This window comes from Arthrobacter sp. PAMC25284 (genome assembly GCF_019443425.1).
Classification (GTDB): Bacteria; Actinomycetota; Actinomycetes; order Actinomycetales; family Micrococcaceae; genus Arthrobacter; species Arthrobacter oryzae_A.
Genome location: NZ_CP080382.1, coordinates 3,619,742 through 3,633,333, shown reverse-complemented (window position 1 = coordinate 3,633,333; position 13,592 = coordinate 3,619,742). Strand labels below are relative to the sequence as shown.

The following is a 13,592-nucleotide window of genomic DNA, read 5'->3' as shown; positions in this document are numbered from 1 at the left end:
ACATGCCCACCATTCGCAGGGAACGGTGGGCATGTCCCGCGGAACCCCGCGGCGGCCTCCGGACGGCGCCGGCGGCCGGCAGATTCAGCGCCCGACGCTAGGTCCCGAGCACGGCGCGGTAAGCCTCGCGCCGTCGGGCTTGCTCATCGGGGTCCGGGACGGGCAGTGACGCAATGAGCTTCTTCGTATAGTCGTGCTGCGGGCTGCCCATCACCTGGTTTCCGAGCCCTTGCTCCACCAGCTTGCCCTTGTAGAGCACCCCCACCCAGGTCGAGAGGATGTCAACGACGGCGAGGTCGTGGCTGATGAACAGGGCGGCAAAGCCAAACTCGGCCTGGATCTCCTTGAACAGCTCCAGCACCTTGGCCTGGACCGAGACGTCGAGCGCCGACGTCGGCTCGTCCGCGATCAACAGTTTCGGGTTCAGGATCAGGGCCCGGGCCAGGGATGCCCGCTGCCGCTGCCCACCGGAGAGCTCGTGCGGGAATCTGTCGGCGTACGAAGCGGGCAGTTGCACCGATTCGAGCAGCTCCGCCGTCCGCGCGCGGGCCTGTGCCGGCGTCGGATTGCTGTGGATGATGAGTGGTTCGGCGACGCACTCGCCGATGGTCAGGTGCGGATTGAACGACGCTGCCGGGTCCTGGAACACGAAGCCAATGTCCTTGCGCAACGGCTTGAAACTGCGTTCTTTGAGATGCAGCATCTCGTAATCGAGCACCTTGAGGCTGCCGCCGGTAGTCCGGTTCAGCCCGGCGATGGCCCGGCCGATGGTGGTTTTACCGGACCCCGATTCACCGACGAGCCCAAAGACCTCGCCTTGGGAGACGGTAAAGCTGACCCCGTCGACGGCCTTAAAACCGCCCCGTCCTAGTCGTCCGGGATATTCGATGGTCAGGTCCCTGGCCTCGACCAGCACCTTGCCGCCCTGGTGGGCCCGTTCGGTCATTCCAGCGGAGGCGGAGTTCCGGCCCAGGTGCGGGACAGCCGCCAGCAGCTGCTTCGTGTAGTCCTGTTTCGGCTCGGCAAAGAGCGTCCGGGAGCTTGCCTCTTCGACGACGTCACCCTGGTACATCACGACGACGCGGTCCGCGAGGTCCGCGACGACGCCCATGTTGTGGGTGATAAGCACGATCGAGGTGCCGTACGTGTCCCGGAGGTCACGCAGGAGCTCCAGGATTTCGGCCTGCACTGTAACGTCCAGCGCCGTTGTCGGTTCGTCAGCGACGATAAGTCCCGGGTTCAGCGCCAGCGCGGCGGCGATCACCACGCGCTGTTTCTGCCCTCCGGAGAACTGGTGTGGGTAGTAGTTAACCCGGGTTTCCGGATCCGGGATGCCGACCTTGCCAAGGGCCTCGATGGCGCGGGCCTTGGCGTCCTTCGCGCTGACCCGTCCGGCTCCGCCGCGGCCGGCGTGGGCTCTGATGCCCTCGGCGATCTGCCAGCCGACGGTGAAGACCGGGTTGAGGGCGGTGGACGGTTCCTGGAACACCATGGCAACGTCCCGGCCCCGGATTTGCCGGAGCTCGGCGGCGCTGACGCTGATGACGTTGTTGCCGTTGATGAGGACGGCCCCGGAACTGATGGCCGTTTCGGGAAGCAGCCCGAGGATGGTCTTGGCAGTGACGGTCTTGCCGGAGCCCGATTCGCCCACGATGGCCACGACCTCGCCGGGGTTGACGGTCAGGCTGACATCCTTTACGGCGTACACGTCGCCGGCGTCGGTGGCGAAGGTGACTTGGAGGTGGTCGATGTCCAGGACTGGCCCGGTGCCGCGGCGGGTCTGGTCGATGTTGGTGGTCATGAACTGCTCACTTCTGCTGATGTGGCTGCCTGGTTGCCGGTGCTGGGATCGGGTCCGTTTTTGCCGGCGGACGCCCGCTTCCGGCCGCGGAGCCGGGGATCGTTGAGGTCGTTGATGCTTTCGCCGACCAGCGTCAGGCCGACGACGGTCAGGACGATCGCCAGACCGGGGAAGACGCCGGTCCACCAGATCCCGGAGGTGGTGTCCGCAAGGGCCTTGTTCAGGTCAAAGCCCCATTCAGCGGCGGAGGTCGGTTCGATGCCGAAGCCCAGGAAACCCAGCCCGGCAAGGGTCAGGATCGCCTCGGCGGCGTTGAGCGTAAAGATCAGCGGCAGCGTCCGGGTCGCGTTTTTAAAGATGTGGCGGCTCATGATGCGAATGTTGGAGGCGCCCACCACCTTCGCGGACTCGACGAAGGGCTCGGCTTTGAGCCTGATGGTCTCGGCACGGATGACGCGGAAGTACTGCGGAATGAACACCACCGTGATGGAGATCGCTGCGGCGAGGATGCCGCCCCACAGGCTGGAGCGGCCGCCGCTGATGACGATGGCCATAACGATGGCCACCAGCAGGGACGGGAAGGCGTAGATGGCATCGGCGATGACCACCAGGATCCGGTCGAGCCAGCCACCGATGTAGCCGCTGACCAGGCCCAGGATGACGCCGAGGAAGATCGACATAATGACGGCGACGATGATCACCATCAGGGCCGTCTGGGTCCCCCAGATCACCCGGGAAAAGACGTCGTAGCCGCCGACGGTTGTCCCCATAAGGTGCTTGGCGTTCGGGGCCTCCTGTGCCGGGAAGCTGCCGCCGGCGTCGGAAATCTGGGCGAAGCCGAAGGGTGCGATCAGCGGTGCGAAGGCCGCCGTGAGCAGGAAGGCTGCGGTCAGGACGAGGCCTGCCACCAGCATGCCCCGCTGCAGCCCGACGCTTTTGTTGAAGTGGGAAACGACGGGCAGCCGCCCGAACCATGAGCCCCGGGCACCCCCGTGGCTCACCGGAAGGGGTTTAGTGCTCATCTCAGTACCTCACGCGGGGGTCGATCAGCGCGGCGACGATGTCCACGATGAAATTGGTTACGGCTACGATCACGGCGAGCAGGACCACGATGCCCTGAACGGCCACGAAGTCGCGGGCAGTGAGGTAGGTGGCCAGCTGGAAGCCGAGCCCCTTCCACTCGAACGTGGTTTCAGTCAGCACGGCCCCGCCGAGGAGCACGGCGATCTGCAGGGCCCATCACGGTGATGATGGGAATGAGTGCCGGTTTGTAGGCGTGTTTGGTGACGAGCCGGAATTCGCTGACGCCGCGGGAGCGGCCGGCTTCGACATAGTCCTTCCCGAGCGTGCCGATGACGTTGGTGCGGACCAGTCGAAGGAAAATTCCGGCCGTGAGCAGGCCCAGGGCCAGCGCCGGCAGCACCGCGTGCGCCATAACATCGCCCAGGGCATCGATATTGCCGCTGCGGATCGCGTCCAGCCAGTAGATGCCGGTCGGCGCCTGCAGGGCAGTGAGGGCCAGCTCGGTCGAGGTCCTGGCGCGTCCGGCAACGGGGAGCCAGCCCAGCCAGACTGAGAAGGTCAGCTTGAACAGGAGTCCGGAGAAGAAGACCGGAGTTGCATAAAAGAGGATGGCGAGGATCCGCAGCACGGCGTCCGGAGCCTTGTCGCGCCGGTGGGCCGCGATCATGCCCAGCGGAATACCGACGAGCAGCGCCACGAGGACGGCGTTCAAAGCCAGTTCGAACGTGGCGGCACCGTAGGTCGTCAGCACCTCCGTGACCTTGCGGTTGTCGGAGAGCGTGGTACCGAAGTTGCCGGTCAGCAACTGCCCGAGGTACTCGAAGTACTGGATCATGACGGGCCGGTCATAGCCGGCCGCGGCAATCCGTTCGGCAAGCTGCTCAGGAGGGAGCCGGCCGCCGAGGGCGGCCGTGATGGGGTCTCCCGTGATCCGCATCAGGAAGAACACCATGGTGACCAGGATGAGGATGGTTGGGAAGATCAGCAGGAACCTGACCAGAATGTACTGGCCCAGTCCCCCACCGGACGACTTTTTCTTTGACGGAAGGAGTCCGTCGGCGTCAGTTGGCGGCGCCTCAATAAATGTTGTCATTGGTACCTAGGGTTGTGTTTCCGCCGGCTTCGTGGGCTTGGGAAACTGGCTGTCCGGACTCAGCCGAAAGGCGGGACGCCGTGCAGGCGCCCCGCCTTTCGGCTGGTCAGAACCGGATGGGAAGAGGACCTACTTGGAAATGACGCCAAGCCGGGTCTTGAAGGACGCGTCCAGAGTCTTTTCAACACCCTTGATGTCCTTGCCAGCAACCATCAGCTGGGCGCCCTGCAGCAGCGGCAGCGTGGACAGGTCCTTGGCGACGGCGGTCTGGGCTTCGCCGAGGACCTTTTCGCGCTCGGCCTTGTCAACGGTGGTGAGCTGCTTCTTGATCAGGTCCGTAACGGCGGGGTTCTCGTAGTGGTTCTTCAGGAAGTTGCCGGGGATGAAGAACGGCGTGAGGTAGTTGTCGGCATCAGAGTAGTCCGGGAACCAGCCGAGCTGGTACACCGGGTACGCGTCCTTGGTGCGGTCCTTGCTGTAGGTGACCCACTCGGTGGACTGCAGGTCCACCGTGAACAGTCCGGACTTCTCCAGCTGCGACTTGATCCTGGCGTACTCGTCGCCGGAGGATTTGCCGTAGTGGTCCGGGTTGTACTGCAGCTTCAGGGTCACCGGGGCGGTTACGCCGGCGTCGCTGAAGGCTTTTTGGGCTTTCTCCAGACTCGGCTGGCCATTGCCATCGCCATAGAGTTCCTTCAGCGGCTGGATGGCCCCGGCGAAGCCGTCCGGAACAACGGAATAGGCCGGCAGGTACGTGCCCTTGTAGACCTCGCTGGCGATGGCGTCACGGTCGATAAGGTTGGCCACGGCATGGCGGACGGCGAGCGCCTTGGCCGGGTCGGCTTCCGGGGTTGTCGCGCCGAACGGCATGGTGTCGAAGTTGAAGACGATGTAACGCAGTTCGCCACCCGGGCCCTTATGGACCGTGACCTTGGAATCATTGGCCAGATCCGCGGCGTCGGTCGCGGTGAGGCTGCGGCCGGCAACGTCGATGTTGCCCTGCTGGACATCCAGCTTGAGGTTGTTGGAGTCGGCGTAGTACTTGATCGTGGCGCCGGGGTTGGCCGGGGCGCCGAGCAATCCCTTGTAGTCGGGGTTGGCCTTGAGGCTGACGAGTTCGTTCTTCTTGTAGCTCTCGATCGTGTACGGGCCGGCGAATGGCTTGCCCGCGACGATCTCGTCGTCGGTCATCAGCGCGTCGGCCGGGAAGACCTCTTCATCGATAATCGGCCCGGCGTTGGCGGCGAGGACGCCGGGGAAGACCTGGTCATTGCCCTCCTTCAGCGTGAAGACCACGGTCGAGTCGTCCTTGACCTCAACGGAGTCCAGGTTGGCCAGCAGCGAGGCGGGGCCGTTGTCGTCGGCGATCTTCACGACACGGTCGATCGAGAACTTCACGTCGGAGGCGGTGAGGGCGTGCCCGTTGGCGAAGGTGAGCCCGGACTTGAGCTTGACCGTGTATTCGGTCGGGCTGGTGAACGAGGCGGACTCCGCGATGTCGGGCGTTGAGTCTGCCGTTCCGGGCTTGGAGTTGAGCAGGAACGGGTAGATCTGGTTCATCACCATGAACGAGCCGGCATCGTAGGAGCCGGCCGGGTCGAGGGTGACAACCTTATCGGTGGTGCCGAAGGTGATGGTGCCGCCGGCAGCGCCGCCGGTGGCCGTTCCGCCGCCTCCGGCGGGGCCGGTGCAAGCGGTCAGTGCAAAGGCTGAAACCCCGGCGAGCGCGATGGCGCTCTTGAAGGCCTTATTGTTCATTGCCATCTGTGAACTTTCTGTTCGATGAGTGCCTGTGCCAGCCGGCGTAAAAGTGTGGCTCGTCCGGCGGCACGCTGTGCTGATTGCCTGATTCAACCAGAAGACCGCCGGAGAATCGGCAAATCCTGTGAGTTGAGACACAAAATTTACCAGACAGTAGGAGACTTCCATCGTTTTCTTCAGGTAATCGCCCGATTCTCCAGCGACACCGGCCAGTGACACCTGCCCGTCCGGTCCACTGTGACAGCGCAAACACAACAGCCCCGTCCTGGCGGACGGGGCTGCAGGATACGACGGCTGTTTCGGGCCTGCTAAAGCACAGCGCGCTGAAGTGAGCGGGCGGTATCGATGGTTGCCTGCCCGAGGACACGGCTGCCCTGGTAGAGCACCACGGTCTGGCCAGGGGCGACGCCGCGCAGCGGTTCGGTCAGGGTGACCACGAGATTGTCCGGCTCCATACGGGCCCGGGCCGGGACCGGGTCACCGTGGGCGCGGACCTGCGCGTGACACTCAAACTCCGCGCCCGTGCCCACCTCGGCGATCGGCAGCCCCGCCCAGGACACTTTGATCCCGCGGATCTCGTCGATAGCCAGCAAGGCTTCCGGGCCCACGACAACCTTGTTTTCCTTCGGCCGGATTTCCAGCACAAAGCGGGGTTTGCCGTCGGCGGCGGGGGTGCCCAGCTTCAGCCCGCGGCGCTGGCCGACGGTGAAGGCGTTGGCGCCGGGGTGCTCGCCGACCTTGGACCCGGACTCATCCACAATGTCGCCGGTGGTCATCTCGATTTTTTCGGCCAGCCAGCCGGCTGTGTCACCGTCGGGGATAAAGCAGATGTCATGACTGTCGGGTTTGTTGGCCACGGAGAGCCCGCGGCGTTCAGCCTCCGCGCGGACCTCGGCCTTCGAAGGCGTGTCGGCGAGCGGGAACATGGAGTGGCTGAGCTGTTCGTGGGTCAGGACACCGAGGACGTAGCTCTGGTCCTTGGCCCAGTCCGCGGCCCGGTGCAGCTCGGGGTTGCCATCGGCGTCGGTGATCACCTTCGCGTAGTGGCCGGTGCAGACGGCATCGAAGCCGAGGGCGATCGCCTTTTCCAGCAGCGCCGCGAACTTGATCCGTTCATTGCAGCGCATGCACGGGTTGGGGGTCCGCCCGGCGGCGTATTCGTCGATGAAGTCCTGGACGACATCTTCCTTGAACCGCTCGGAGAAGTCCCACACATAGTAGGGAATCCCGAGCACGTCGCAGGCCCGCCAGGCATCGCGGGAGTCCTCGATGGTGCAACAGCCGCGGCTGCCGGTGCGCAGGGTTCCGGGCATCCTGGACAGCGCCAGGTGGACCCCAACGACGTCGTGTCCCGCCTCGACGGCGCGGGCGGCGGCAACGGCGGAATCGACGCCGCCACTCATGGCTGCAAGAACTCGCATACTGTCTTTCTCCAGGTTTGGGGTGCTGCCGGCATCTGCGGCACGTGGCCGCTTAGCACAATGCCTGCCCGGCCATTCTATCGCCGCGCGGATTTCCTGCCTAAAGGCCCTAGACGGATCAGCCGCTCAACTCTAACGTCAAATGTACTGTTTTTAGAATCGGTCCGTGCGGCGGCTGACGCCGCACTCATGCAAGGAGGCAGGCGGTTATGGCCGTCGAGAAGATCGTGATTGTGGGCGGCGGCCTGGCCGGGGCCACCGCTGCCAGGACGCTGCGCGCCGAAGGTTTTTCCGGCGGCATCACCGTTCTGGCCGGTGAGTCCCACCACCCGTATCTGCGGCCGCCGCTGTCCAAGGAGTACCTGTTGGGTCAAGCGGGCGAGGACGCGCTGCCGGTGGTGCCGGCGCACTGGTACGCGGAGAACGACGTCGATCTCCGCCTTGGCGATGCCGTCACCGCGCTGGACCCGGCAGCGCACACCGTGAGGTTGGGCGACGGCAGCCGGCTGGACTACTTCCGGCTGCTGCTCGCGACCGGGGCTCGGCCCCGGAGCATTCCGTTGCCGGGCAGCGGCCTGGACGGCGTCAGCACTTTCCGGACCGTGGATGACAGCCGGCGCCTGCGCAGCAGCCTGGCAGGCGGCGGCAGAACCGTGGTGATGATCGGTTCGGGCTGGATCGGGATGGAACTGGCCGCCGCCGCCACCGCGTACGGCAACCAGGTGACGCTGCTCGGGCTCGAGGACGTGCCGCTGGGTGCGGCCATCGGGCCGGAGCTCGGCGGATTTTTCCGTGCACTCCACGAAAGTCACGGCGTGCGGTTCAGGCTCCCGGCCGCCGCGCAGGAAATAACGGGCAGTTCGGGGAAAGTGACCGGGGTGCGGACCGATGCCGGCGAACTTCTGCCCGCAGACCTGGTGGTCCTGGCCGTAGGCGTGGTGCCTGAAACGTCGCTGGCCGCGGCGGCCGGGATCAACCTCCGGAACGGGATTCCGACGGATGCGTCGCTGCGGACCGCGGTGCCGGGGATCTTCGCGGCCGGCGATGTCGCCAATGCCCTGCACCCCTTCACCGGGGAGCACCATCGCAGCGAGCACTGGTCCAATGCCCTGAACGGCGGCAAGGTCGCGGCGAAGGCCATGCTCGGCCAGGACGCCGTGCTGGACACGATTCCGTACTTCTATACGGACCAGTTCGACGTCAGCATGGAGTATTCCGGCTTCCCGTCCCTGACCTCCGGCCCGCCCGCCGTCCGCGGCACGCTGGAAGGGAAAGAGTTCATCGCCTTCTGGCAGCGCGAGGGCCGCGTGGTCGCCGGGATGTCCGTCAACTGGCCCCACGCGGGAAAGCCGCAGAAGGCCATCAAGGCCCTGATAGCGGCGCGGACGCCCGTCAGCGCGCTTGCCCTGGCGGACGAGTCCGTGCCGTTGGATCAGCTCCTGGCGGAGGCCTGACGGGCCACGGTGCCGGCCGTCTGGATGCTGGACTCATGCCCTGCCATGCCGGCTTGGCGCGCCCGGGAGCAGGCTCCCGGAAGTGCCGTGAGCAGGGCATCGACGTCGGCGCCGGTGGAGGTGTGTCCCAGGCTGAAGCGCTGGGCGCCCCTGGCGGTATCCTCGTCCAGCCCCATCGCCAGGAGCACATGGGAGGGCCGTGGAACCCCCGCGGTGCAGGCCGAGCCGGTGGAGGACTCCACCCCGGCCAGGTCCAGCAGGAACAGCAGCGAGTCGCCCTCACAGCCGGGGAAGGTGAAGTGCGCGTTGCCGGGGAGCCGTCCGGCAGAAGGTGCCCCGCGCAGCACGGCGTCGGGAACCGCTGCGCGGACGCCGTCAATGAGATGGTCCCGCAGCGCGCCGATCCGGTCCGCTTCTTCCGAAAGCTTGGCGGCGGCAGCATCGGCGGCCGCCGCGAAGGCGGCGATGGAGGCGGTGTCCAGCGTGCCGGACCGGACGTCACGTTCCTGCCCCCCGCCGTGCTGGACCGGGGTCAACGTCACGGCGCGGCCCAGGATCAGCGCCCCGACGCCGACGGGACCGCCGATCTTGTGCCCGGAGATGGACATCGCGTCGAGTCCGGCAGCGCGGAAATCCACCGGAATCGAGCCAAAGGCCTGGACGGCATCGGAGTGAACCGGCACACCGGCACTGTGAGCCAGTTCCACGATCCGGGCAACAGGCTGGATGGTGCCGACCTCGTTGTTGGCCCACATGACCGTTGCGAGGGCGATCGAGGCCGGGTCCCGGGCGAGTTCCGCCTCGAGCGCAGCCAAATCCAGCACACCGTCCGCGTCCACGGGCAGCCAGCAGACGTCGGCGCCTTCGTGCCGTTCCAGCCATTCCACCGTGTCCAGGACGGCATGGTGCTCGACGGCGGAACACAGGATGCGGGTGCGGGCCGGGTCCGCGGCGCGGCGGGCCCAATAGAGGCCCTTGACGGCAAGGTTGTCGGCTTCCGTACCGCCGGAGGTGAAGATCACTTCCGAGGGATGGGCTCCGGCAGCCGCAGCCAGGGCCTCACGGGCATCCTCAACGGCCCGCCGGGCACGGCGGCCCCGAGCCGTGCAGTGACGAGGGGTTCCCGGTCCGGGAAAGTTCACGGGTCAGCGCAGCCAGGGCTTCGGGGGCGAGGGGCGTGGTGGCGGCATGATCCAGGTAGACAGGCACAGGCCAATTCTACCCGCAGCAGCCTCCGGGAAGGATCCTCCACGGGACCACCGGACGCCCCCACAGGCGAGGCGGCGGCAAGTCTCCTGTCCGCCGGCAGACATGGCCGGGTCAGGCTCCGGGCGGTCTGATCCGGGCACAGCATTGTCCCTGCTGCGCGGCTCCCTGCGCTTTGAAATCCTCGATGTCCAGCGCCTCCACCCGTTCGCGTGCGATGCCGCAGCCTGCGGCGGCCCCGCCCAGAAAGGCGCCGTTCATGGCACACACCACCCCGGCATGGCCGGAGGCGATGCGGTCGAAGGGACAGTTCAGCAGGAGCAGGCCGCCGGCGCCGTCATCCTCTGGCCGGTAGCCTTCCGCTGCAAGCAGCTCTGCGAAACCGGCGCCCGCGGCCGGACCGGCCGCGTCAGCCCGGGTCCGGCCGGCCTCGTACCCCCGGGCGTATGCGGTCCGGAGCAGCACCTCACGGGCAGACCCGCCCTCCGCCATTGACGCTTCAACGGCGGAGACCAGCAGGTCAGCGGCCAAATCGTAGTTCCGGTCCGGGACGGAGGCCCCCACCTCACGAACGGCCGCCCGATAGAGCTTGGCCGGCCGGCCCGAACCCGGCCCGTCCCGGCCGCCCAGCTTTCGGAACTCGACCAAGAGCACCCCGTCATGGACCAGCCGGTCCAGATGGAAGGACGCCGTGCTTCTGGCCAGGCCAACGGCTCGGGCGGCGTCGTCCCGGCTCACGGCGTCCCCGGCCGAGCGGACGAAGTCAAATAGCTTCCGGCGGTTTTCATCCCCCAGGGACGCAATGGCCGCGACCCGGCGGCGCCAGGGAAGTGTGTTCATAGATTCATCGTAACTCTAAAAACAAGATCCATTGCTTAATGTCTCAAGCGCTTCTAAAATTAGAGGACCATCTTTTAGAAGGAGCCGACCATGAAATCCCCAGCCAGCGTCACCGCACCAGCACACGCGCCGTCCGCACTCCAGCAACACCAGGCCTTCCTGCTGTTGCGGACCGTCTTCACCGTGGCACCCATCATTTTCGGGCTGGACAAGTTCACCAACCTGCTCACCGACTGGACCGTCTACCTCGCCCCGGCAATCACGTCGCTGGTGCCGCTGCCGGCCCAGAGCATCATGTATGTTGTGGGTGCCGTGGAGATCCTGGCGGGCCTCGCCGTCGCATTCCGGCCCCGGTTCGGTTCGATCGTGGTGGCTGCCTGGCTGCTGGGCATCATCATTAACCTTCTTGTGCTTGGCGGTTTTTACGACGTCGCGCTGCGTGACTTCGGGCTATTGGTCGGGGCTCTGGCCCTTAACAGGCTGTCCCCGCGGCGGGAGCGCTGACCCCGGCGCCGCCCAGACGCCGGCGGAACCATCGGCGCAGGCACGGTCGTTGGTCCTGGCAGACGGTTAAACTGACCGGACCGACCGGTACAGACCGGCAGCATCGACTTAAGGATTTTTGCTTGACCCAGGGCAACGGCTCTCACTACCAGGTCCTCAGGATCCCCGTGACGGCGACAGAGAAGGAAATCAAGGTGGCCTACCGCAAGGCTGCCCGGAAGGCGCACCCGGATCACGGCGGCGATCCGGCCGCCTTCCGGCGGGTGACGCTCGCTTACGAGACCCTGATCGATGCCAAGCGCCGCGCCGACTACGACCGTTCCTACGGCACGGCGTCCGCCGGCCGCGGCGCGCGTGCCCCCAGCTCCGGCGAATCCGCCGACGACGAGGGCGCCCGTTTCGATGCCCCGGCGGCCGGCAGCCATGCCTCCGCCCATGTCCGCCGTCCCAATACGCCCCGGAACACGGCAGCCGACGCGCCCGTTTATGTGCCGTCCTTCGAGGACGTCACGCGCAGCGGCGAGGTGCCGTTAATTCCGGCGGGGCTGGCCCGGCAGCAGGTCCACGGCATGCCCCGGAAGCGCGGCATTTTCGGAGCCGAGGCCCGAATCCAGCGCGAATTGCGGACAGTGCAACTGATCAGCCGGCAAATCCTGCCGGCGATTCCCGCCGCCCGGCTGATCAACGGACTGCAATCACCGGCGGACAACAGCCACATCGACCATGCACTGTTGTCCGGCTACCGGTTGGCGCTCATTGGGTCGATGCTCCTGCCGCCGGGAGCGTACGCCTGGAACGGCAGCACCCTGACCCACGGCGGGCGCTCCATTGCCCCGCCGCAGCTGGCGAGCAGCGTGCGCCGGATGCAGGACATCTTTCCGGAGCTCAACGTCACGGGCTGGACTGTGATCCACAGCACGGACGGCAACCTTCACCAGCCGGTCATCGACGATCACCGGCGCTCAGGCAGCGGACGGGTCGGAAGCCAGGACACCATCCGGGTTCTTAATGCCGCCGGGATGGTGCGCGGGCTCAAGCAGTTTCTGAGCTCCGGCCCCGCCCCCAACACGGTCATCGTTCCCGTCGTCGCCCGGCTCCTGCGCGGAATGCACTAGCGGCGCCGGATCCCGCGTTGCCCGGTGGCGGACCGGATGCCGCCGGCTCGCTAGGATGGGAGCGTGTTCCGCATCCTCTTCCACGCCCCCGAAATCCCCGGCAACACCGGCAACGCTATCCGCCTGGCCGCCATCACCGGCGCCGAATTGCACTTGGTGGAGCCCTTGGGTTTCGATTTCTCCGACGCCAAACTCCGACGTGCCGGACTGGACTATCACGACCTCGCCGTCGTAACGGTCCATCCGGACATCGACGCGGCCTGGGAGGCACTGAACCCGGAGCGCGTTTTCGCTTTCACTTCCGACGGCGAAGCTTCGTACACGGACATCAGCTATCTTCCCGGCGATGTGCTGCTGTTCGGCTGCGAATCGGAGGGCCTGCCCGAGGAACTGAAACACGATTCCCACGTGACGTCCCGCGTCCGGTTGCCGATGCTGCCGTCCCTGCGCTCACTGAACCTCGCCAATGCCGCGTCGATAGCGGTTTATGAGGCCTGGCGGCAGAACGGGTTTACCGGCGCGAAGCTCTAGCGCGGCAGCCCGCCGAAGTTTGCCCGGCGTCCGCCCATCCGGCCACGCTGCTGCCGCGAATTACTTTTGCAGGCCGGTTCGGGCCGGCGGGACACGAGCGGCAAAAGGAGCGAGGAGCCGAAAGTGACAACACTTCAGGCGCACAGACGCCCAGGATGGCCAACATTGGGCAATCAAGTCTTGTGTTCCTCCCGTCCTGCCCGTGGATCGGTGGCAGGGAGCATATGCTTGGAAGTGATGGAAACTCCCAATGCTCCCAACCCCGGGGCCACCGCTGCCCCGGGTACCTCAGCCGACGTCAACCGAAGACTCGGCAGCCTGCTGGCCCAGATCGCTCACGGCGACCAGGCCGCGTTTGCGGAGTTCTACGGACTCACCTCACGACGGGTTTTTGGCATGGCGCGGCGCGTACTCATCGACGCGGAGCTCAGCGAGGACACAACGCAGGAGGTTTTCCTCCAGGTCTGGCAGAACGCATCAAAATTCAATCCTGAAGCGGGCACCCCGCTCGCCTGGCTCATGACGATTTCGCACCGCAGGGCCGTGGACAAAGTGCGGTCCTCCCAGTCCTCCACGGACCGCGAGGCCAAATATGGCGCCAGCAGCCAGGAGATCGACCATGATTCCGTCTCCGACGAGGTCTCCAGCCGGCTCGAAGCCGAGGCGGTTGTGAGATGTCTTGGCACGCTGACGGACACACAACAGGAATCAGTGCGGCTCGCCTACTACGGCGGCCTCACCTACCGGGAAGTTGCCGAGAAGTTGAACGCGGCTGTTCCCACCATCAAGTCCCGCATCCGCGACGGCTTAATACGACTCAAGACCTGCTTGGGGGTGAACTGA

Annotated in this window: 10 protein-coding genes and 2 pseudogenes; 5 read left to right on the top strand and 7 right to left on the bottom strand. The window is 66.0% G+C overall.

Annotated elements, in window-relative coordinates:
- Window positions 1-97 precede the first annotated feature (97 nt).
- The 5 genes and pseudogenes from KY499_RS16770 to mnmA all read right to left on the bottom strand — a co-directional run bounded on the left by KY499_RS16770 (window position 98) and on the right by mnmA (window position 7,081).
- Window positions 98-1,801 carry an ABC transporter ATP-binding protein gene (locus tag KY499_RS16770; RefSeq protein WP_219885879.1) on the bottom strand — a complete coding sequence of 568 codons (1,704 nt, stop codon included), beginning with the start codon at window positions 1,799-1,801 and terminating at the stop codon, window positions 98-100.
- The gene (locus KY499_RS16765; RefSeq protein ID WP_123256511.1) at window positions 1,798-2,823 is read right to left on the bottom strand and encodes an ABC transporter permease; all 1,026 of its coding nucleotides are present in this window, start codon (window positions 2,821-2,823) and stop codon (window positions 1,798-1,800) included. Before KY499_RS16765 ends, KY499_RS16770 begins: the two co-directional genes overlap by 4 nt.
- A gap of 1 nt (window position 2,824) precedes the next feature.
- A pseudogene (locus tag KY499_RS16760) lies at window positions 2,825-3,917 on the bottom strand (ABC transporter permease).
- Window positions 3,918-4,046: 129 nt separating this feature from the next.
- The gene (locus tag KY499_RS16755; RefSeq protein ID WP_219885878.1) at window positions 4,047-5,681 is read right to left on the bottom strand and encodes an ABC transporter substrate-binding protein; all 1,635 of its coding nucleotides are present in this window, start codon (window positions 5,679-5,681) and stop codon (window positions 4,047-4,049) included.
- 305 nt (window positions 5,682-5,986) lie between these two features.
- Window positions 5,987-7,081, bottom strand: coding sequence for a tRNA 2-thiouridine(34) synthase MnmA (mnmA, locus tag KY499_RS16750; protein WP_258191117.1), 1,095 nt, complete (start codon window positions 7,079-7,081; stop codon window positions 5,987-5,989).
- A 227-nt stretch (window positions 7,082-7,308) separates the two neighbouring features.
- On the opposite strand from mnmA, the gene KY499_RS16745 reads away from it, so the two are divergent.
- The gene (locus KY499_RS16745; RefSeq protein ID WP_219885877.1) at window positions 7,309-8,553 is read left to right on the top strand and encodes an NAD(P)/FAD-dependent oxidoreductase; all 1,245 of its coding nucleotides are present in this window, start codon (window positions 7,309-7,311) and stop codon (window positions 8,551-8,553) included.
- Here the strand turns inward: KY499_RS16745 and KY499_RS16740 are convergent.
- Together KY499_RS16740 and KY499_RS16735 are read right to left on the bottom strand one after the other, a co-directional pair.
- Window positions 8,532-9,762, bottom strand: a pseudogene (locus KY499_RS16740) (cysteine desulfurase family protein). The gene KY499_RS16745 and the pseudogene KY499_RS16740 overlap by 22 nt on opposite strands.
- Window positions 9,763-9,873: 111 nt before the next feature.
- Window positions 9,874-10,599 carry a metalloregulator ArsR/SmtB family transcription factor gene (locus tag KY499_RS16735; RefSeq protein WP_219885876.1) on the bottom strand — a complete coding sequence of 242 codons (726 nt, stop codon included), beginning with the start codon at window positions 10,597-10,599 and terminating at the stop codon, window positions 9,874-9,876.
- Between the two features lie 90 nt (window positions 10,600-10,689).
- Between KY499_RS16735 and KY499_RS16730 the strand changes: the two genes are divergently transcribed.
- The 4 genes from KY499_RS16730 (at window position 10,690) to sigK (ending at window position 13,592) form a co-directional block, all read left to right on the top strand.
- Window positions 10,690-11,103, top strand: coding sequence for a hypothetical protein (locus KY499_RS16730; protein ID WP_219885875.1), 414 nt, complete (start codon window positions 10,690-10,692; stop codon window positions 11,101-11,103).
- 122 nt (window positions 11,104-11,225) lie between these two features.
- Window positions 11,226-12,218 carry a J domain-containing protein gene (locus tag KY499_RS16725; RefSeq protein ID WP_219885874.1) on the top strand — a complete coding sequence of 331 codons (993 nt, stop codon included), beginning with the start codon at window positions 11,226-11,228 and terminating at the stop codon, window positions 12,216-12,218.
- 63 nt (window positions 12,219-12,281) lie between these two features.
- Window positions 12,282-12,749 carry a tRNA (cytidine(34)-2'-O)-methyltransferase gene (locus KY499_RS16720; protein WP_123256520.1) on the top strand — a complete coding sequence of 156 codons (468 nt, stop codon included), beginning with the start codon at window positions 12,282-12,284 and terminating at the stop codon, window positions 12,747-12,749.
- 237 nt (window positions 12,750-12,986) lie between these two features.
- Window positions 12,987-13,592 (top strand): ECF RNA polymerase sigma factor SigK, encoded by a 606-nt coding sequence (gene sigK / locus KY499_RS16715; RefSeq protein WP_123255790.1) that lies wholly within the window; start codon window positions 12,987-12,989, stop codon window positions 13,590-13,592.

Excerpts from the sequence above, each read along its gene's own strand:
- KY499_RS16770 (WP_219885879.1), bottom strand. The coding sequence starts at position 1,801 with ATGACCACCAACATCGACCAGACCCGCCGCGGCACCGGGCCAGTCCTG.
- sigK (WP_123255790.1), top strand. The coding sequence starts at position 12,987 with ATGGAAACTCCCAATGCTCCCAACCCCGGGGCCACCGCTGCCCCGGGT.
- KY499_RS16730 (WP_219885875.1), top strand. The coding sequence starts at position 10,690 with ATGAAATCCCCAGCCAGCGTCACCGCACCAGCACACGCGCCGTCCGCA.
- mnmA (WP_258191117.1), bottom strand. The coding sequence starts at position 7,081 with ATGAGTGGCGGCGTCGATTCCGCCGTTGCCGCCGCCCGCGCCGTCGAG.
- KY499_RS16745 (WP_219885877.1), top strand. The coding sequence starts at position 7,309 with ATGGCCGTCGAGAAGATCGTGATTGTGGGCGGCGGCCTGGCCGGGGCC.
- KY499_RS16755 (WP_219885878.1), bottom strand. The coding sequence starts at position 5,681 with ATGGCAATGAACAATAAGGCCTTCAAGAGCGCCATCGCGCTCGCCGGG.
- KY499_RS16765 (WP_123256511.1), bottom strand. The coding sequence starts at position 2,823 with ATGAGCACTAAACCCCTTCCGGTGAGCCACGGGGGTGCCCGGGGCTCA.
- KY499_RS16735 (WP_219885876.1), bottom strand. The coding sequence starts at position 10,599 with ATGAACACACTTCCCTGGCGCCGCCGGGTCGCGGCCATTGCGTCCCTG.